Origin of the sequence: Streptomyces gottesmaniae, from assembly GCF_031845845.1 — a bacterium.
In the GTDB taxonomy this organism is placed as follows: domain Bacteria; phylum Actinomycetota; class Actinomycetes; order Streptomycetales; family Streptomycetaceae; genus Streptomyces; species Streptomyces akebiae.
The window spans coordinates 1-19260 of the sequence record NZ_JAVRFJ010000045.1 but is presented as its reverse complement, the minus strand read 5'-3'; the positions used below and the strand labels follow the sequence as shown (position 1 = coordinate 19260).

Below are 19260 nucleotides of genomic sequence, written 5' to 3'. Positions count from 1 at the left end.
GTTACGGTGTGGGGCCCCGGGCCGCACCGGAATCAGACGTTCACTTCGGGCCCGCCCGCACGGTCGGGCGTTCGCCCCGGGGCCACCGCCGTGATCAGGCGTCCGGCTCGGGGCCCACCTTGACGACCTCGCCGATGACGATGACCGCCGGCGGCTTGACCTCCCTCGTCAGCACGGTCTCGGCGACGGTGGCGAGGGTCGCGTCGACCCGGCGCTGGGCGGCCGTGGTGCCCTCCTGGATTAGGGCGACCGGGGTGTCCGGGGACTTGCCGTTCGCCACCAGGGTCTCGGCGATCCGCCCGATCTTGTCGACGCCCATGAGGATCACGAGGGTGCCGGTGAGGCGGGCGAGGGCGGGCCAGTCCACCAGGGACCGCTCGTCGTCGGGGGCCACATGGCCGCTGACGACGGTGAACTCGTGGGCGACGCCCCGGTGGGTGACCGGGATGCCGGCCGCGCTCGGGACGGAGATCGAGCTGGAGATGCCGGGGACGACCGTGCAGGGGATGCCGGCCTCGGCCAGGGCCTGGAGCTCCTCCATGCCGCGACCGAAGACGTACGGGTCACCGCCCTTGAGGCGGACGACCGACTTGCCCTGCTTGGCGTGCTCGATCAGCGCGTTGTTGATGGCCTCCTGCGCCATGAAGCGGCCGTACGGGATCTTCGCGGCGTCGATCACCTCGACGTGCGGCGGGAGTTCGGCGAGGAGGTCGCGGGGGCCGAGGCGGTCGGCGATGACCACATCGGCCTCGGCGAGGAGGCGGCGGCCGCGCACGGTGATGAGGTCCGGGTCACCGGGGCCGCCGCCGACGAGGGAGACGCCCGGGGTGCGGGTGCGGTGGTGAGGGGCGACGAGGGTGCCGTCGCGCAGGCCCTCGACGACCGCGTCGCGGATGGCGGCGGTGTGGCGGGGGTCGCGCCCCTCGGCGCGGGCGGTGAGGACGGCGACCGTGACGCCCTCACTGTGGCCGGTCGCCGGGGTCCAGGCGGTGGCCTCCTCGGCGCTGTCGGAGCGTACGCACCAGATGCGGTGGCGCTCCGCCTCGGCGGACGCGCGGGTGTTCGCCTCCGGGTCGCCGGTGGCGATGAGGACGTACCAGGCCTCGGCGAGGTCGCCCTCCGTGTAGCGGCGCTTCTCCCAGGTCAGCTCGCCCGCGTCCACCATCGCCTCCACGGAGGGAGTGGCGCTCGGCGAGACGAGGACGATGTCGGCACCGGCCGCGATGAGGGCGGGCAGACGACGTTGGGCGACCTGGCCGCCGCCGATGACGACCACTCGGCGGCCGGCGAGGCGGAGGCCTACGGGGTAGGCGGGGTGTTCGGCCATGAGGGTGCGGCTCCTCGGGCTGGCGGCGTGCGAGGCGGGCCACTGCGGCTTTGGAGGGGCCCTGACGTGCGGATGTGCGGATGTGCGGATGTGCGGATTCTAAGGGGCGGGTGGGGTGGGCGGCTCAGCAGGCTCATGGGCTGGGCGTCGCCGCCGGGTGCGGGAGGGGGTGGGGCTGTGCCCACTCCCCCGCCCTGCGAACGACCGCCCACAGCTCAGCCGGGTCGGAAGGACGCCCGGCCTCCGCTCACCTGCCTTCTGCTCCTACTTCTCGGTGACCCCCGCCGAGTCGAAAGTCGCCACCTCGTGCATCGCTCTGGCCGCGCTCTGCACGACCGGGAGGGCGAGCAGGGCGCCGGTGCCCTCGCCGAGGCGGAGGTCGAGGTCGACCAAGGGGCGCAGGCCGAGCTTCTGGAGGGCGGCGACGTGGCCCGGTTCGGCGCTGCGGTGGCCCGCGATGCACGCGGCGAGGACCTCGGGGGCGATGGCGCGGGCCACCAGGGCGGCGGCGCCGGCGCTGACGCCGTCGAGGATCACCGGCGTACGCAGGGAGGCGCCGCCGAGGAGGAGGCCGACGATGGCGGCGTGCTCGAAGCCGCCGATGGCCGCGAGGACGCCGATGGGGTCGGCGGGGTCCGGCTGGTGGAGTTCGATGGCCCGGCGCACGACCTCGGTCTTGCGGGCGAGGGTCTCGTCGTTGATGCCGGTGCCCCGGCCGGTGACCTCGGCGGGGTCGGCGCCGGTGAAGACGGCGATCAGGGCGGCGGAGGCCGTGGTGTTGGCGATGCCCATCTCGCCCGTGAGCAGGGCCTTGTTGCCGGCCGCGACCAGGTCGCGGGCCGTCTCGATGCCGACCTCGATGGCCTGCTTGGCCTCCTCGCGGGTCATCGCGGGCCCGGTGGTCATGTCGGACGTGCCGGCACGGACCTTGCGGGGCAGCAGTCCCGGGGTCGCCGGGAGGTCGCTCGCCACGCCCACGTCGACGACGCAGACCTCGGCGCCCACCTGGGCGGCGAAGGCGTTGCAGACGGCTCCCCCGCCCAGGAAGTTGGCGACCATCTGGGCCGTCACCTCCTGCGGCCACGGGGTGACGCCCTGGGCGTGGACACCGTGGTCACCGGCGAAGATCGCGACGGCCGCGGGCTCCGGGATCGGCGGCGGGCACTGTCGGGACAGGCCGGACAGCTGGGCGGAGATGATCTCCAGCATGCCGAGGGCGCCCGCCGGCTTGGTCATGCGCTTCTGGCGCTCCCACGCCTCGCCGAGCGCCTTGGCGTCCAGCGGGCGGATCCCGGCGACGGTCTCGGCGAGCAGGTCGTGCGGCTCGGCGCCGGGCAGGGCGCGGCGGCCGTACGTCTCCTCGTGGACGACCCAGGACAGGGGGCGGCGCTTGGCCCAGCCCGCCTGCATCAGCTCGGGCTCCTCCGGGAACTCGTCGACGTAGCCCACGCACAGGTACGCCACGACCTCCAGGTGTTCGGGCAGTCCGAGGGCGCGGACCATCTCGCGCTCGTCGAAGAAGCTGACCCAGCCGACGCCGAGGCCCTCGGCGCGGGCCGCGAGCCACAGGTTCTCGACCGCGAGGGCGGAGGAGTACGGGGCCATCTGCGGCTGGGTGTGACGGCCCAGGGTGTGGCGGCCGCCGCGGGTCGGGTCGGCGGTGACGACGATGTTGACCGGGGTGTCGAGGATCGCCTCGATCTTCAGTTCCTTGAACTGCTTCGCCCGGCCCTTCGGCAGCGACTTCGCGTACGCCTCGCGCTGGCGTTGGGCGAGTTCGTGCATCGTGCGGCGGGTGTCGGCCGAGCGGATGACCACGAAGTCCCAGGGCTGCGAGTGGCCGACGGAGGGTGCCGTGTGGGCGGCCTCCAGGACACGGAGCAGCACGTCGTGCGGGATCGGGTCGCCGCGGAAGCCGTTGCGGATGTCGCGGCGCTCCCGCATGACCTTCAGGACGGCCTCGCGCTCGGCGTCGTCGTAGGGGGGTGCGGCCGGGCCTGTGGGCTGCCGCACTTCGTCCCTCACGTCTTCGGGTGTTTCGTCCACCGGGGCCGTGCTCTCTTCGGCTGCTGATTCCACTGCGTCTGTTTCCGGCACCGCCGGCTCACCGTCCTCCTGGTCGGCGGCCCTGGTGTCGAGGTCCTCGGCGTTCTGGACGACGTCCGGGTGGGTGTCGGCCGCCGCGAGCGGCTGCGGTACGACGAGCGTCTCGGTCTCGGAGCCCCGGGGGGCGGGGACCATGGCGACGGGCTCGCCCGCGCGCTCCGCCTCCGTCCGGCCTTCGGTCGCGTCGGTCTGTCCCTCGGCCGCCGGGAACTCGGCGGGGGCGGGCGTCGGTGCGGCGTCCTCGGCGAGCGGCGGGGCCACCATCCCCTGGGGCGGGGTCGGGGCCGGCTGCGCGGCGGTCGGCACGGAGCCGTCGGCGGGCACGAAGCTGCCCGCCGACTGGTCGGTGTCGGCCTCGGGCGCGGGCGTGGGCTCCGAGGAGGTCACCGCGACGGGCGGGGCGTCGGCCTCGAGCTGGGTCGGGGCCGGGGTCTGGATGACGGCGCCCTGAGGGGCGTCGACCTGGGTGGCCGGGGCCGACGGGGCGTCTGCGGCGGGGGGCTCTGCGGCCGTCGGAGCCGCGGTCGCCGGGTCCACGGACGCGGGGTCCACCGTCGCCGGGTCGGCCGCCGGCTCGGCCTGTTCCGCGGCAGGCGGGGCCTCTTCGGTCGGCTCGTCCGCGGGAGCGGGCTCCGGGGCGTTCACGGCGTCGGTCGGCTGGACTGTCGCGTCCACCTCCGTGGTCCCCGGCTCGACGACGGCGTCGGGGGTGAGGGGCTGCGAGGGCTCCGGCTGCGGGGTGGTCACGGTGGCCTGCGCCGCCACGACCTGGTCCAGGGCGGAGGCCTGAAGGTGGTGGTGGTCCTGGCCCCGCGCCTGATCCACCGGGTCCGCGACGGATGCGTCCGGCTCGGTGGCCTGCGGGTCCTCGACCGTGGGGTGCGGTTCCGGCTGTCCCGCCTGGTCGGTCTCCGTCGGCTGGACGCTCTCGGCGACGGCCTCGGGCCGGGGCTGAGCGGTCTCCGTCGCGAGGGTTTCCGGAGTCCGGGCCTCAGCCGCGTCCGCTGCCGCTTCCGTTGGCCGGGGCTCCTCGGCGGCCGAGGTGTCCGACTGCGGGACGCCTGGCGCGGGCTCGGTGTCGGGGGCGGTGACCGGGGAGACCTCGGCGGTCTGCTCGGCCGGGGACGCGGCGGTGGGCTCCTCGTTCGGGGCGGCGGTCGCGGGCTGCGGGTCCGGTACGTCGGTGGCGGCCTGCTCCTCGGCCACGGTGGACGGCGCCTGCTGCTCGGGAGCGGCGGGGGCCTGTTCGGGGCCCTCTGCCGCGGCCGACGGCACCGCCGGGTCGGCCTGCGCGGGTGCGGCGGTAGCGGCCTCGGGCTGCGTCGGCGGGGCCGCCTCGGCGGGCCGGGCCGGTGCGGCGTCCTCGACAGGGGCGACGGTCTCCGCCTCCTGCGCGACCTGGGGGACGTCCTGCGCCGCGGCGACGGTCTGCGCCTCGATCGGCTCGGCATCCTGGGCGGCCGGGGGGAAGGGCGTCGCGTCCGGTGCCTGCGCGGCCTCGGCGGGAGACGGGGCCTGCTCAGGGGCCGGGGCTTCAGGAGCCACGGGGGCCTGGGCTTCAGTGGCCTGGGCCGAGGGAGTCGTCGCGGCCGGTTCGGGCTGCGGCGTCGCGGGCTGCGGGACCTGCGCGGCCTCCTCGGCGGTCACGGTCACGGTCTCGGGCTCGGCCGTCTCCGGCGCCGTGGGCTCCGCGGCGGTCTCGGCGGGGGCCGGGATCCGATCGGCTACGGGCGCCTCGGCGGCCTCCGGCATCTGAGCGTGCTCGACGGGCTCGACGGCGACAGGCGCCTCGACCGGCTGCGGGGCCTCGGCCTCGACGACGGCCGACGCCTGGGCGGCCGCAGGAAGTCGCTCCTCGACGACATCGGGCGCTTCCACGACCTCCGGGGGCTGGACATGCGCCGCGACCGGCGTCCCGACCGCCTCCGGGGCGCGGAACTGCGCGACCGCGGCCTCCTGTGCCAGGGCGTAGGCGGCGTCCTGCGCCTGATGGAGGGCCTCGGGGTCCTGGATCTCCTCCTGGCCCTCGGCTGCCAGGGGCGCCTCGGCCACGACCACGGAGACCTGCGCCTCCTGCGGAGCGACCGTTTCTGCAGCCGCTCCCCCTGCGGCGACTCCCGGCGCGGGAGCGGCCTGGGCGGGGGCACCGACCCACTGGGACACGGGCTGCGGGGGCACGTCGAGGTACTCCGGACCGGTGGTGGCCGGACCGGGGTGGCGTACCGCGCCGGGCGGTACGGGGGCGCCCGCCGGGCCCCGGTCGGCGAGGGAGCGGACCGGGCTGGCGGAGGCGTCGGGGGTCGGCGGGCCCAGGTGCAGCGGGCGTCGGGCCACCGGCGGCTGCGGGACGGGGGTGGCGACGGGAGTGCGGACGGCGCTGAGGTCGTGCGCGCCGCTGTCGCGGCCGGACATCTCGTGCGGGCCCGGTTCGTGGACGACCTGGACGACGGGCTCGGGGGCGGGCGGGGGCATCTCGTTGCCCCACGCGCCCTGGGCGCCCGGCAGCAGAAGGTCCTCGTCCTCGGCGGCGGTCTCGGAGAGGTAGGTGTACGCACCCGGCGCGGGGACGCCCGGCTGCTCCACCATGCCTGCGCTCTCCGGCTGTCCCTCGGCCGGGACCTGGCCGGTGTCGGTCATGCGTACCCCTCGCCCATCGGTTAGTGCCTCCATGCCAGCTGGCCCGGGAACGGCGCACCTACCGCCCCACTGATGTGGAGAACGAGCGTGCGTGCCCAGCGGCACGTGACGACCCGCCTGCATGTCGACAAAGCCATTGAATGGCCATTGTCGCGGTCGTTCCCCCGTCGCGACAGCTTGATCCGCGACGGTCCGCTGTGGACTGCGCCACGTTGCGCGTCCTCCCCGTTCCGCCGTACCACACACGCTCCCAAAACGGGCGCGCTTTCAGGACATTGACCGACGAAGTGCCGGGTGTCGAAGTGCGGTACGACGATCGGCCAGCCTACCGCGCCGGTACGACAACCGGATCACTGGGAACGTTCGGACAGGGTCCCGCTGAGCAGGAACGCGACGCTCCGTTCCCTCTCCGTCCAGGCCCTTGTATCGAGTTCGACGGACTGGACGAACTCGCAGCGGACCTCATAGCCGTGCTCGGTCAGGTCGCGTCCGATGCGTTCCGCGGCGGGGCGGGTGAGCGCGTGGGTGACGATGCGCTGGGGACGGCGGTCGGCGACGGCGGAGACCACCGTCGCGCCCCCGCCGCCGACGCGGACGACATCGGGTTCGGAGAGGTTCTCCAGGACGTGCGGGGCGGCGCCGTGGACCACTTGGAGCTGCACGCCGAAGCGGCGGGCGGCGAGGGTCGTACGGCCGCAGGCCTCGGGGTCGCGGTCGACGGCGATGACGGCGGCGCCGCAGCGGGCGGCCTCGGTGGCGAAGGCGCCGCTGCCGGAGCCGATGTCCCAGACGAGGTCGCCCACGCGCGGGCCCAGGCGGGCCAGTTGGGCGGAGCGCAGCAGTTCGCCCTCGCCCTCGCCCATGGCGGCGCCGTAGACACCGGAGGGCAGCGCCCAGCCGCGTGGCCCGGTGGAGGGGTCGCGTCCGGCGAGCCAGCCGCCCCCCTCGGCCGCGGTGGCGGGGCCGCCGATGACGATGACGAGGTTGGGGTCGCGCCAGGTGTGGTCGACGGCCTTGTCGGAGGTGACGACGGTGACGCGTTCGCGTGCGGTGCCGAGTTCCTCGCAGATCACGAAGGTGCGGTGAACTCCCTCGAGGAGGAGGCCGAGTTCGGCGGGGCCGGCGCCGGGTGAGGTGAGGACGGCGACCTTGGTGTGGGCGCGGCACACGTTGACCGCGCGGCGCAGCGTACGGCGGTGGGCGACGACCACCTGGGCGTCGTCCCAGGGCATGCCCGCGCGGGCGAAGGCGGCGGCCACGGAGGAGACGCCGGGGACGACCTCGACCTCCAGGCCGAACTCGGGGGACCTGAGGGTGCGGACGACGCCGAAGAAGCCAGGGTCGCCGTCGGCGAGGACCACGGCGGTGCCCCGGTGGCCCGCGATGCGGCGGGCGGCGAGGGCGACACTGCCGAGGCGGATGCGTTCGGCGGCCGGGGGCACCTCGGGCAGGGCGAGGTGGTGGGCCGCGCCGGCCACCAGGGTGGCGGCGGCGAGGGCGGAGCGCGCCGCGGCGGTCAGGGGGGAGCCGTCCCAGCCGATCACCGTGACCCGGTCGGCCATCGTCGTCAGTCTCCAGAGGGTCTTCGCAGGTCGTCGGTTTACCCGCTCGGGGTCCCGTGAGAGTACCTGGTGACGGGGTGGGCCCCGGCGGCCGGGCGGCGGCCTCGCGCGTACCCGTGGGTTGTTCAGTTCCAGTCCGAGTAGGAGCTGAAACCACCGCTGTCGGCCAGTTCCTCGCTGACGCCCTCGATGTCCTCGGGGAGCAGGCTCCAGACGATGAAGTCCGTGCGGATCTCGGTCCAGCCGTCCTCGGCGGTGCGGGCCCGCGCTATGCAGGCGTTGCGCAGCACTCCCTCGCTGATACAGCCGATCTTCTGCGCGACCTGCTGGGAGGCGGTGTTGTCGGCGGCGGTGCGCAGCTCGATGCGTTCGAACTTCTGCTCGCGGAACAGCCATTGGGCGGTCGCGAGGGCGGCTTCGGAGGCGTAGCCCTCGCCGCGCGCCCAGGGGGCCACGACGTACGACAGCTCCGTGGCCCGCACGTGCCAGTCGGTCCTGGTCAGTTGGATGACGCCGACCAGCCGCTGGGTGAGGAACTCGGTGACCGCGAGGTCGAGGCCGCGTCCCGAGGTGCGTTCGGTGGGCGCGTACTCGGTGATCCAGGTACGCGCCTCACGTTCGGTGAAGGGCTGCGGGACGTCGGTCCAGGCCATCACCTGCTCGTCGTTCATCATCTCGGTGAACGCCTGGGTGTCGTCCTCGTCGAACGGGCGCAGAACCAACCGATCCGTGCTGATGGAGATGTCGGGAAAGGTGCTCGTCATGCGCCGCTCCGTAACCTTCGAAAACTTTGAGGGCCTGGCTGAACTGCCCAGCATGCAGCATGAAAGCACTGAATCGCACCACACGGTCCACTCCCCGTGAGGGAGCGGACCCCATGCGTGGTGATACGCCGTATACGTGCGGTCAGAAGGACGGGAGGACGGAGCCGTTGCTCCACTCGTCCTCGATGAACTTCCTGACCTCGTCCGAGGTGAGGAGCTCGGCGAGCTTCTTGACGCGCGGGTCGTCCTCGCCGCCCTCCTTGACGGCGAGGAAGTTGCCGTTCGGATTGTCCTTGGCGGGTTCGACGGCGAGGGCGTCGTCGGCGGGCGAGAGGTCGGCCTCCAGGGCGTAGTTCCCGTTGATCACCGCGGCGTCGACGTCGTCCAGGGAGCGGGGGGTCTGGGCGGCCTCCAACTCCTTGAACTTGAGCTTCTTCGGGTTCTCGGTGATGTCGGCGGGGGTCGCGTCGGTGCCGACGCCGTCCTTGAGGGTGATGATCCCGGCGGAGTCGAGGAGCTTGAGGGCACGCGCCTCGTTGACCGTGTCGTTCGGGACGGCGACGGTCGCGCCGCTCTTGAGGTCGTCCTTGCTCTTGACCTTGTTCGAGTAGAGGCCGAGCGGCTCCAGGTGCACGGTGACGACGGGCACGATGTGGGTGCCCCGCTCCTTGTTGAAGGAGTCGAGGTAGGGCTGGTTCTGGAAGTAGTTGGCGTCCACGGAGCCGTCCTCGGTCGCCGTGTTCGGCAGGACGTAGTCGGTGAACTCCTTGACCTCCAGGTCCAGGCCCGCGTCCTTCGCCAGGTTGTCCTTGACGAAGCCGAGGATCTCGGCGTGCGGGGTGGGGCTCGCTGCGACGACCAGCGGACCGCTGGTGTCGGAGGCGGAGTCGCCGCCCGCGCCGCACGCGGTGAGCCCGAGGGTGAGGGCTCCGGCGGCGAGCACGGCGGTGGTGAGCTTGGCGGTGTTACGCACGAAAAGTGCCTTTCCTTTTGGGTGGAGCGGTCCCGTCATGGGTGGGACGGGAGATCTGTGGATGCCCGAGAAGGGGGTCAGGCCTTGGTGGCGTCGGCCGCGGTGGGTTCGGACCTGGCCCTCAGCAGCCGGAGTGCGGGTGCGGGGCCGGACCGGCCGCCGCGTCGGTGCAGGGCGCGGGCCGCGTAGTCGCCGGCGAACTGGATGGCGGAGATGGCGACGGCCAGGACCGCCACGGTGATCCACATCAGTTCGGTCTCGAAGCGCTGGTAGCCGTAGCGGATGGCGATGTCGCCGAGGCCGCCCGCGCCCACGGTGCCGGCCATGGCCGAGTAGCCGATGAGGGTGACCACGGTCGTCGTGGTGGACGAGATCAGCGACGGCAGGGACTCGGGGACGAGGACGCTGCGGACGACGGTCCAGGTGTTGCCGCCCATGGCCTGTACGGCCTCGACCAGCCCGTGGTCCACTTCGCGGACGGCCGTCTCGACGAGGCGCGCGAAGAACGGGACGGCGCCGACCGCGAGCGGCACGATGGCGGCCTCACGGCCGATGGTCGAGCCGGTGACCCAGCGGGTGAAGCCCATCAGCGCGACCATCAGGATGATGAAGGGCATGGAGCGGGCGACGTTCACGATCTGCCCGACGATCCTGTTGGCGAGGACGTTCTGCAGCAGGCCGCCCCGGTCCGTGAGGACGAGCACGATGCCGAGCGGAAGTCCGCCGACGACGGCGACGACCGTGGACCAGCCCACCATGTAGAGGGTGTCCCAACAGGCCTGCTCCAGCAGGGGCAGCCTCGTCGAGAAATCGGCCCAGGTCACTTGGCACCTTCCTTCACCGGCGTGGACGTGGGCGCGGGCGTCGGTACGTCCCGGCCGACCACCTCGATCTGCAGGCCCTGTTCGCGCAGGAAGCCGACGGGAACCACGTTGTCCTCGTAGCGGCCGGGCAGTTCGATGCGCATCCGGCCGATCTGGAGGCCGCCGACGGTGTCGATGGCGGCGCCGAGGATCGAGATGTCGATGTTGTACGTGCGGGACAGCCGCGAGACGACCGGCTGGGTCGCGGCCTCGCCCTGGAAGGTGACGTCGAGGACCGTGCGGTCGTCCCCGGTGGCCTCTCCACCCACCGGGAAGAGCGCGGCGGCCAGTTCGGAGCCCGGGGTGGCGAGCAGTTCGCTGACGGTGCCGGACTCGACGATGCGCCCCTTCTCCATGAGGGCGGCGGAGTCGCAGACGCTCTTCACGACGTCCATCTCGTGCGTGATGAGCAGGACGGTCAGGCCGAGTTGCCGGTTCAGGTCGCGCAGCAGCGTCAGGATCGATCGGGTGGTCTCCGGGTCGAGGGCGCTGGTGGCCTCGTCGGAGAGGAGCACCTTCGGTTCGCCGGCCAGTGCGCGGGCGATGCCGACGCGCTGCTTCTGGCCGCCGGAGAGCTGGGCCGGGTAGGCCTTGGCCTTGTCGGCGAGGCCCACGAGGTCGAGCAGGTCCAGGGCCTTGCGGGAGCGCTCCTGGCCGGACCTGCCGAGGATCTCGAGGGGCAGCTCGACGTTGTCCTGGACCGTGCGGGAGGAGAGCAGGTTGAAGTGCTGGAAGACCATGCCGATCCCGCTGCGCGCCTGCCGCAGTCGCCGACCGGCGCGGGGGCCGCGGCCGGCCAGGGCGGTCAGGTCCCGGCCCGCGACGGTCACCGTTCCGGAGGTGGGGCGTTCGAGGAGGTTGACGCAGCGGATGAGCGAGGACTTGCCGGCGCCGGACTGGCCGATCACGCCGTACACCTCGCCCTCGCGTACGTGGAGATCGACGCCGTCGAGGGCGGTGACCTCGCGGCCGCGACCTCGGTCGGCCCGATAGATCTTCGTCAGGCCCGATGTGGTGATCACTGGATTTCCGTCACTGTCGAGTGCGCGGGCGTGGGTGTGCCCGGACACGGGTGCAAGCGGTCAGGGACGCGACACGGTTCTCGCGGTGGCGATGGAACCGGAGGAGAACTTGTGCGCGGGGAGGCTTCGTCCGTCACGCGCTGCGGCGCGCGGGGCCTTCTAGAAGGCGCACATTCGACACATACAACGAGCACCGGGCGTCATCGTCGCCTCGGTCGCAAGGGTGCGGCAGCTCGTCGTGGTCATGAGATCAGTAAATCAGATGTATGCAGCAGGTGAGAGCGGGCTGTCCGTATAACGGACGGACTTGAGGCGCATATCCGCAGGTGAGGAACCAGGTGGTTCACCATGTGGTCATCCGGCGCTGTGGCCAAGGCCACGCTGCCCGCCCCGGGGGTGCCCCGGCCCGGGGCCGGGCGCGGCGGAGTTTTGGGCCGTAATAGGGTCGCGGCATGCTTGTTGCCCTGACGGTGACGACCGCCGTCGCCGCGCTTCTGCTCGCCGCGTGGTGCGGCTGGGCCGCGTACCGCGATCAGCCGACCAAGGACTGGCACTTCATCGGCATGGCCGTGGTGTCGGTGCTGGCGCTCGTCCAGTTGGCCGTCGGGATCGTGCAGCTGGCGCGAGGGGAGAAGCCGGAGCAGGGGACCACGATCTTCGTCTCCTACCTTCTCGGGGCGTTCGCCTGCGTCCCCGTCACCGGATTCATGTCGCTGGCGGAGCGCACCCGCTGGGGCAGCGTGACCGTCGCGGCCGGGGGTGTGGTGCTCGCCGTGCTGCAGGTGCGGCTCTACGACATCTGGGGAGGCTGACGTGACCGCCACGGACGACGTGCCGCAGCGGGAGAAGCGGGCGCGGCTCATCAGTGGGCCGGGGATGCTGCTGGTGTGGCTGTACGGCGTGATGGTGGTCGGGGCCGTTTCGCGGTCCGTCGTGCAGATCTCGACGGAGTTCGAGCACGCGCCGCTCGCCTACTCGCTGTCCGCGCTCGCCGGTGTCGTGTACGGGTTCATCACGTACTCGCTGGTGCGGGGCGGGGAGTTCGCCCGGAGGGCGGCGCGGATCTGCTGTGCGGTGGAACTGGCCGGCGTGCTGATCGTGGGCACGTGGACGCTGGTGGAGCCGTCGGCGTTCCCGGACAAGACGGTGTGGTCGGACTACGGGATCGGGTATCTGTTCATTCCCGTGATCCTGCCGGTCACGGCGATGTACTGGCTGCAGAAGGGTGCGCGGGCGCCCCGTTAGGGGCGCAAACCCTCACGCTCGCTCCCTCACGCCGTCGCCGCGTACGCCTCCGCCGGCTTCTCCAGCACCACCATCGGGACCCCGTCCTGCCCCTGGCTGGTGCCGACCGTCTCGTACCCCACCCGGCGGTACAGCCGGAGGTTGCCCTCGCTGCGGTGGCCCGCGCTGAGGCGGAACCTGGTGGCGCCGCGCTCCTCGGCGAGGGCCGACTCGGCGGCACGCAGGAGCCTCGCGCCGATGCCGTGCCCCTGGAGGCGCGGGTGGACGCAGAGTTTGCCGATGGCGGCGGTGCCGTCGGCGTCGAGGGCGCCGCGCACGGAACCGACCACCTCGTCCCCCAGCCTGGCCACGAACACGCAGTCCGTGGCGACCTCCGCGCGGACGGAGTCGAGGCTCTGGACGAGCGGATCGATGCGGTAGTTGCCGTACAGTGCCGCCTCGCTCTGGAAGCACAGGTACTGCAGCCTGAAGATCTGCTCGGCGTCCTGCTCGGTCGCCACCGAGATGGTCACGCTCATGCCCATGTGTGCACGCCTCCCGCTCACCTGCTCACCCGATGTCCCTCACTCCTATCCCCGTGGTTCGCGTGCCGCAACCTCCGCCGCCAGCAATCGCCGAAGACATCCCAGACATCGGGAACGTTCCGGGCCGAGGCTGCCCTGTGAGATACCCAACTCGCCCGCGATCTCACGGTAGGTGAGGTCCTTCGGGGAGAGCAGGGCGGCGAGCAGCCGGGGGCAGCGCCCGGGGAGCCGGCGCACGGCCGCGTACAGCGCGCGGCGACGGGCCGCCGTGAGCGCCTGCTGCTCGGGACCAGGCGCGTGCTCGTCGGCGGGCTCGGCCGCGTAGGGGCGTTCGAATCGGGCCGCGCGACGGCTGAGTCGGGCCTCGAAGCGGACGGCGCTGCGCAGCCAGCTCTCGGGGTCCTCGGGCGGGCCGTCGGCATCGAGCCGTTCCAGCAGGCGCAGCCAGACCGCCTGTTCCAGGTCTCCCGCCTCGGCCCCGGCCGCATACGCCTCCGCCGAGACCTCCGCGACCAGCAGGGGGCGCAGGGTGGCGAGCATGTCGTGTGTCATACGCCCCGGGACGCCGCCGCCCCGGCACGGGTTGCCGGGGCGGACGCGCGTCACCCCAATCGGGGCCCGGGCCTCAGCCGTTGACGTTCGAACTCGTGTGTCGTTCGCTCAGTCGCCGACGAAGTCCGCGTGGGCCAGCAGACCGGTGTCCGGGTTGTCGGTGAAGATGCCGTCGATGCCGGTGTCGAAGTACACCTTGAGCGCGCCGAAGGAGTCGCCGTAGGCGTTGGCGTCCGTGCCCTTGCGGAAGTTCGCGGGCAGGAAGGTGTTCTCGTTGCGCAGGGTGTAGGGGTGCAGGATCAGCCCCTCGGCGTGCGCGTCGGCGACGAGGGTGGTCGGCGTGGTCAGGTTGCCGCCCGAGTCGCGCGGGATGATCAGGTCGAGCGTGGGGCCGACGCCGTTCGCGAACGAGGCGATCCAGGCGAGTCCGGCCGGCTTGACCAGGTCGGCGACGGTGCGCGGGTCGCCGGCCTCGACGAAGTCCCAGGGCCGGGTGGCGGCTCCGGAGAGCAGGACGACGAGCGGGCTGTCGACCAGCCGGTTCAGCCGCTGGATGCTGCTCGGCTCGAAGGACTGCAGGAAGACGGGCGAGTTCTTCCGGTGCCGGTCGTACTTGCGCAGCAGCTTGGCGAGCGGCTCCTCCAGGCCGAGGCCCAGCTTGCGGAAGTAGGTGGGGTGCTTGGTCTCGACGTGCAGCCAGACGCGCCTGCCCCGCTTCCGGCCCTCCTTCTCGGCCCAGCGCAGCACCTCCTCGAAGGAGGGGATCTCCCAGCGGCCGTCGTAGAGGGTGTTCTCCTGGCGGTTGCCCGGGATGCGCTCCTTGGCGCGCAGGGTCTTCAGCTCGGCGAGGGTGAAGTCCTCGGTGAACCAGCCGGTGTAGGTGACGCCGTCCACGACCTTCGTGGTCTTCCGGCCGGCGAACTCGGGGTGTGCCGCGACATCGGTCGTGCCGGTGATGTCGTTCTCGTGACGGCATACGAGATGGCCGTCCTTGGTGGGCACGAGGTCCTGCTCGATGACGTGCGCGCCCATGTCGAGGGCGAGCTGGTACGAACCGAGCGTGTGCTCCGGGCGGTAGCCGCTGGCCCCTCGGTGCGCGATGATCGTCGGCACCGGAAGGCTCCGGTAGCCGCCGCCCGAGTGGCCGGCCGCCTTGGCGTCCGGCGTCGCCTCGTCGGCTCTCGCCGCGGCCGGCAGTCCGAGGACCGCTCCGCCCGCGCCGAGCACCGCGGCACCGAGCAGCGCCCGTCGGCCCGTTCCCCGTCCCTGGTCGTTCGCGTCCTGCGACTGCCGCGACTCCTGCGTCCCCATGACCGGCTCCTCCACCGTGATGCCCTGCACCTGTCAAAGCGGGACGATCGTAGGTGTCCCGAGGTGACCGTCGGGAGACCTGGGACCGAACACGCGGAAGACGCCTCGTGTCGCACGAGAGGCGGAATTTGACGGAGTGTCGGTTCGGTGACGCGATGTCCGTCACATGCCGCACCCGGGTGACATCCCGCCACCACAGCGTCACCGCAGGTAAAACAGCGTCAACAGTTGGTATCCACTCGGTGAACCCGACGTGCGCCGCCCCATGGGCCGGGAGTATCGTCCTCACCTGCACAGACTTGTACCGGAACGCTTGACATGGGAGGGCCCGTTGTCCCGCTTCGCGCTCATCAAGGCAGTGCTCGGACCGATCATGCGCCTGATGTTCCGCCCCCGGGTGGAGGGTGCGGAGCACATTCCGGGCGACGGTCCGGTGATCCTCGCCGGCAACCATCTGACCTTCATCGACTCGATGATCCTGCCGCTGGTCTGCGACCGGCAGGTCTTCTTCATCGGCAAGGACGAGTACGTCACCGGCAAGGGGATCAAGGGCCGTCTGATGGCCTGGTTCTTCACCGGCGTCGGCATGATCCCCGTCGACCGCGACGGCGGCCGGGGCGGTGTCGCGGCGCTGATGACCGGCCGGCGGATCCTGGACGAGGGCAAGGTGTTCGGCATCTACCCCGAGGGCACGCGGTCGCCCGACGGCCGGCTGTACCGGGGCCGTACCGGCATCGCCCGGCTGACGCTGATGACCGGGGCGCCGGTCGTGCCGTTCGCGATGATCGGGACGGACAAGATCCAGCCGGGAGGCGCGGGGCTGCCGCGGCCGCATCGGGTGACCGTGCGGTTCGGTGAGGCGATGGAGTTCTCCCGGTACGAGGGGATGGATCGGGACCGGTACGTGCTGCGGGCGGTGACCGACTCCGTGATGGCCGAGGTCATGCGGTTGTCGGGCCAGGAGTACGTGGACATGTACGCGTCCAAGGCGAAAGAGGCGGCGTAGCCTCGCGGCGCGGCACCCGCCGGACGGCACCCGCGGCGCGTACTACGCCGCGGGTGCCGTGCTGTCTGTCCCTAGGCGCCACTCTCCAGGCGCTGCCCGCGCAGCATGAACCAGGCCGCCGCCGCCGTGGCCAGGAGGACCACCGCGCCCGCGCCCGCCGCGGTCGTGAGGCCCTCCACGAAGGACTCACGCGCGGCCGACAGCATCACCCGGGCACTGTCGGCCGGCATGGCCGACGCCGCCTCCACCGCGCCGCCCAGTGACTCGTGGGCCCCGGCCGGGGTGCCCGCGGGGGCGGTGAACTCGCGGTAGACCCCTGTCACGATCGAGCCCAGGACCGCGATGCCGAGGGCCGCGCCGAGCTCGTACGCCGTTTCGGAGACCGCCGAGGCCGAACCCGCCTGCTCCTTGGGGACGCTGGAGAGGATGACGTCGGCGGTGACGGTGAAGGAGAAGCCGGCGCCGACGCCGACGACCAGCAGGGCGACGCCGATCAGGGGGTAGCCGGTGGAGCGGTCGACCAGGGTGAGCAGGGCGAGGGCCAGGCCGATGGCCGCGAGACCCCCCGTCACCACGGAACGGACCGAGAAGCGGCGGGCCGCGGCTCCGGCGAGCAGGCCCGCGACCACCGCTCCGATCGCCGCCGGAAGCTCGGCGAGACCCGCCTCCAACGGGCCTCGGTCCTGGACCAGTTGCAGGAACTGGGAGAGGAAGAAGACCAGACCGGACAGGCCGAGAATGGTCAGCAGGTCGGCGAGGACGGCTCCGGAGAAGCCCCGGTTGCGGAACAGCCGCATGTCCAGCAGCGGGTGCGGCAGGGTGAGCTGACGGCGTACGAAGAAGAACAGCCCGGCGACGCCGAGGAGGCCGGCGGCGAGCGCGTCGCCGTCGACGCCGTGGGTGGCGATCTCCTTCACCGCGTACACGACCCCGATCATGCCGACCAGTGACAGGCCGACGCTGGGCATGTCCCACGGGCCCGGGTTCGGGTGGCGGGACTCGGGGAGCAGCTTGATGCCGACGAGGACCAGGACGGCCATCACGGGCAGGTTGATGAGGAAGACCGAACCCCACCAGAAGTGTTCGAGCAGGAAACCGCCGACGACCGGTCCGACGGCCGTGCCGGCGGAGGCCGTGGCGCCCCAGACGCCGATGGCGAGGCTGCGCTCGCGCGGGTCGTGGAAGAGGTTGCGGATCAGGGCGAGGGTGGCGGGCATCAGGGTCGCGCCCGCGACACCGAGCAGCGCTCGCGCGACGATCATCATCTCGGGCGTCGTCGCGTAGGCGTTGAGCACGGAGGTCGCGCCGAACGCCGTGGCACCGATCAGCAGCAGCTTCTTGCGGCCGATGCGGTCGCCGAGGCTGCCGGCCGAGACGAGCAGGCCCGCGATGACGAACGAGTAGATGTCGCCGATCCACAGGAGCTGGGTGCCCGAGGGCTTCAGGTCCTCACTGATGTAGGGGGTCGCGAGACCGAGGACGGTCGCGTCGACGGCCACCAGCAGCACGGCGAGCACCAGGACGGCGAGCGCGAGCCAGCGGCCCGGCCTCTTCTCCGCCTCGACGGTGCGGGCCGGCCGCAGGGTGCTGGTCATGATTCCTCTCTCGGTTGTTCGGGATGACGCAGGGCGCCGCCGAGCAGCAGCTCGACGATCATGAAGGTGAAGTCCTTGGCTGCCACACGGCCTTCGGAGACCGCCCAGGCGCCGGAGGCAAGCAGGCCGTAGAGCGCCTCGGTGAGCCAGGCCGGGGTGAGGTCGATGCGGAACTCGCCGGCCGCCTGGCCGCGCTTGAACAGGGCCGCGACGCGGTCGTCGATCCGGGCCCAGCCCTCGTGCTGCCCCTCCCCCTCGAACAGCTGGTTCTCGGTGTAGAGGAAGGCGAGCAGGCCCGCGGCGGGTTCGATCTCGCGCACGAGCCGGCGGACGGCGTCGCGCGCCGGTCCCTCGTCCGGGCGCGCCGCGTCCAGCGCGGCCTCGCACTCCTGGATGCCGAGCGCCTCCAGCGCCCGTACGAGCGCGTCGCGTCCGGCGAAGTGGCGGTGCAGCGTGGCCCGGCTGATCCCGGCGGCCTTGGCGACCTCGTCCATGGTCGCGGTGGACTTGCGGGTCAGCAGGGCGGCTGCGCTGCGCAGCACGTGTTCACGATCGACGGCCATGAGACAACCATAGCCCGTGTGAGACATTCCTGTCTCACACGGGCTATGTGTGTCTCATGACAGTAGCCCTGTCCCGGCGCTTTGAGGCGCCGGGACAGGGCTTCGCTCGGTGCGGCGCGGGCTGCCGCGTTCCGCTCAGTGCCAGGGCAGGCTGCCGCGCTTCTCCCAGTACGTCCGCGGGTCCTCGGCGAGGTCCGCGAGGCGGGCCAGCTGGTCGTCGTCGAGGTCGACGACCGCCGCGTGCAGGTTGGAGGCGAGCTGGTTGGTGGTGGCGGCGCCGGAGAGGACGACTCCGGCCCAGGGCTGCCGCAGGACCACCGCCAGGGCGACCGCGTCGCAGCCGAGGCCCGTCCGTTCGGCGACGTCCCTGAGCGCGTCCGGAGCGTGTGGACCCGCCAGTCGGCCGTTGGCCATGCCCTCCTTGACGATCACGGTCAGACCGGCGTCGTGCGCCTCGGCGAGGGCCGGGGCGGCGGAGGTCTCCAGCGCGTTGTACGTCGACTGGACGGTACGGAAGAGGGGTTCGCCGTCGACGGTCACGGTGAGGGCGGTGCGGATGGCGTCCGCCTGGGCCGGTCCGCTGGTGGAGAAGCCGACGGTGACGCCCTGGGCGGCCGCCTCCGCCAGCCTGGCGTGGAGTTCCTTGTCGGTGAGGGCCGGGCTGTCCGGGGTCACCGAGTGGATCTGATAGAGGTCGAGCCGGTCGCCGAGCAGCTCGGCGGTCTCGGCGCGCTGCCGCTCGTACGTCGGGAGGCTGTGGTCCTTGACCTCGTGCTGCTCGGCATCGATGGTCCAGTCGGCGGTGTAGGTGTAGCCCCACTTGCTGCCGACGACCACGTCGTCGAGGCCGGGCCGGGTGCGGAGCCAGTCGGCGAGGAACTCCTCGGAGCGGCCGTAGGAGCGGGCCGCGTCGAAGTAGCGGACGCCCTGGGCGTAGGCGGCGTCGAGGAGTTCGTGGGTGCGGGCGCGGAGGGCTTCGACGGTGCGGCTCTCACCGAGGTCGGCGTCCCGGCCGAGGTTGATGTAGCCGGGGCGGGCGACTGCGGCCAGACCGAAGCCGATGTGGCAGGTGGGGGTGGTCGCTGCGGCCAGTCGGGCGAAGGGCATCGCGGGCTCCGTTCGGGTCGGCTCCTTGCGGTTCCTGAGCCAACGTAACCCGTGATGACCTTCGTTGTGCGGTGTGGGTGAGGGGCGGGGGGGGGGGGGGGGG

General features: G+C 72.4%; 16 protein-coding genes. 3 read left to right on the top strand and 13 right to left on the bottom strand.

Features of this window, described 5'->3' with window-relative positions:
- Positions 1 to 94: 94 nt before the first annotated feature.
- From cobA to RM704_RS37010, 7 genes are all read right to left on the bottom strand, one after another.
- Positions 95 to 1327, bottom strand: a complete 1233-nt coding sequence (gene cobA / locus RM704_RS37040) for a uroporphyrinogen-III C-methyltransferase (RefSeq protein WP_033532624.1) — start codon at positions 1325 to 1327, stop codon at positions 95 to 97.
- 264 nt (positions 1328 to 1591) lie between these two features.
- Complete coding sequence (cobT, locus tag RM704_RS37035; RefSeq protein ID WP_033532625.1) at positions 1592 to 6070, bottom strand: nicotinate-nucleotide--dimethylbenzimidazole phosphoribosyltransferase; 4479 nt, start codon at positions 6068 to 6070, stop codon at positions 1592 to 1594.
- A gap of 350 nt (positions 6071 to 6420) precedes the next feature.
- Positions 6421 to 7632: a precorrin-6y C5,15-methyltransferase (decarboxylating) subunit CbiE gene (cbiE, locus tag RM704_RS37030; RefSeq protein WP_033532626.1), complete on the bottom strand. Its 1212-nt coding sequence runs from the start codon at positions 7630 to 7632 to the stop codon at positions 6421 to 6423.
- A gap of 125 nt (positions 7633 to 7757) precedes the next feature.
- Positions 7758 to 8396 (bottom strand): GNAT family N-acetyltransferase, encoded by a 639-nt coding sequence (locus tag RM704_RS37025; RefSeq protein WP_033532627.1) that lies wholly within the window; start codon positions 8394 to 8396, stop codon positions 7758 to 7760.
- Positions 8397 to 8538: 142 nt separating this feature from the next.
- On the bottom strand, positions 8539 to 9369 hold the full coding sequence (locus RM704_RS37020) for a MetQ/NlpA family ABC transporter substrate-binding protein (protein WP_033532628.1): 831 nt from the start codon (positions 9367 to 9369) through the stop codon (positions 8539 to 8541).
- A 77-nt stretch (positions 9370 to 9446) separates the two neighbouring features.
- On the bottom strand, positions 9447 to 10127 hold the full coding sequence (locus RM704_RS37015; protein ID WP_438828976.1) for a methionine ABC transporter permease: 681 nt from the start codon (positions 10125 to 10127) through the stop codon (positions 9447 to 9449).
- Positions 10128 to 10189: 62 nt separating this feature from the next.
- Positions 10190 to 11254 (bottom strand): methionine ABC transporter ATP-binding protein, encoded by a 1065-nt coding sequence (locus RM704_RS37010; RefSeq protein ID WP_033532630.1) that lies wholly within the window; start codon positions 11252 to 11254, stop codon positions 10190 to 10192.
- A gap of 452 nt (positions 11255 to 11706) precedes the next feature.
- Here RM704_RS37010 and RM704_RS37005 point away from each other — a divergent pair, with 452 nt between their 5' ends.
- Both RM704_RS37005 and RM704_RS37000 read left to right on the top strand, forming a co-directional pair.
- The gene (locus tag RM704_RS37005; protein ID WP_033532631.1) at positions 11707 to 12066 is read left to right on the top strand and encodes a hypothetical protein; all 360 of its coding nucleotides are present in this window, start codon (positions 11707 to 11709) and stop codon (positions 12064 to 12066) included.
- Between the two features lies 1 nt (position 12067).
- Positions 12068 to 12499: a hypothetical protein gene (locus RM704_RS37000; RefSeq protein WP_033532632.1), complete on the top strand. Its 432-nt coding sequence runs from the start codon at positions 12068 to 12070 to the stop codon at positions 12497 to 12499.
- 26 nt (positions 12500 to 12525) lie between these two features.
- On the opposite strand, the gene RM704_RS36995 is transcribed toward RM704_RS37000, so the two are convergent.
- From RM704_RS36995 to RM704_RS36985, 3 genes are all read right to left on the bottom strand, one after another.
- Positions 12526 to 13023, bottom strand: a complete 498-nt coding sequence (locus tag RM704_RS36995; RefSeq protein ID WP_033532633.1) for a GNAT family N-acetyltransferase — start codon at positions 13021 to 13023, stop codon at positions 12526 to 12528.
- 45 nt (positions 13024 to 13068) lie between these two features.
- Positions 13069 to 13575, bottom strand: coding sequence for an RNA polymerase sigma factor (locus RM704_RS36990; RefSeq protein WP_033532634.1), 507 nt, complete (start codon positions 13573 to 13575; stop codon positions 13069 to 13071).
- A gap of 108 nt (positions 13576 to 13683) precedes the next feature.
- Positions 13684 to 14886 carry a glycerophosphodiester phosphodiesterase gene (locus tag RM704_RS36985; protein ID WP_192829885.1) on the bottom strand — a complete coding sequence of 401 codons (1203 nt, stop codon included), beginning with the start codon at positions 14884 to 14886 and terminating at the stop codon, positions 13684 to 13686.
- A gap of 331 nt (positions 14887 to 15217) precedes the next feature.
- On the opposite strand from RM704_RS36985, the gene RM704_RS36980 reads away from it, so the two are divergent.
- Positions 15218 to 15892, top strand: a complete 675-nt coding sequence (locus RM704_RS36980) for a lysophospholipid acyltransferase family protein (protein WP_033532636.1) — start codon at positions 15218 to 15220, stop codon at positions 15890 to 15892.
- A 71-nt stretch (positions 15893 to 15963) separates the two neighbouring features.
- On the opposite strand, the gene RM704_RS36975 is transcribed toward RM704_RS36980, so the two are convergent.
- The 3 genes from RM704_RS36975 to RM704_RS36965 form a co-directional block, all read right to left on the bottom strand.
- On the bottom strand, positions 15964 to 17487 hold the full coding sequence (locus RM704_RS36975; protein ID WP_033532637.1) for an MFS transporter: 1524 nt from the start codon (positions 17485 to 17487) through the stop codon (positions 15964 to 15966).
- Positions 17484 to 18050, bottom strand: coding sequence for a TetR/AcrR family transcriptional regulator (locus RM704_RS36970; protein ID WP_033532638.1), 567 nt, complete (start codon positions 18048 to 18050; stop codon positions 17484 to 17486). Before RM704_RS36970 ends, RM704_RS36975 begins: the two co-directional genes overlap by 4 nt.
- 135 nt (positions 18051 to 18185) lie before the next feature.
- Positions 18186 to 19157 (bottom strand): aldo/keto reductase, encoded by a 972-nt coding sequence (locus tag RM704_RS36965; protein ID WP_033532639.1) that lies wholly within the window; start codon positions 19155 to 19157, stop codon positions 18186 to 18188.
- Positions 19158 to 19260: the final 103 nt, after the last annotated feature.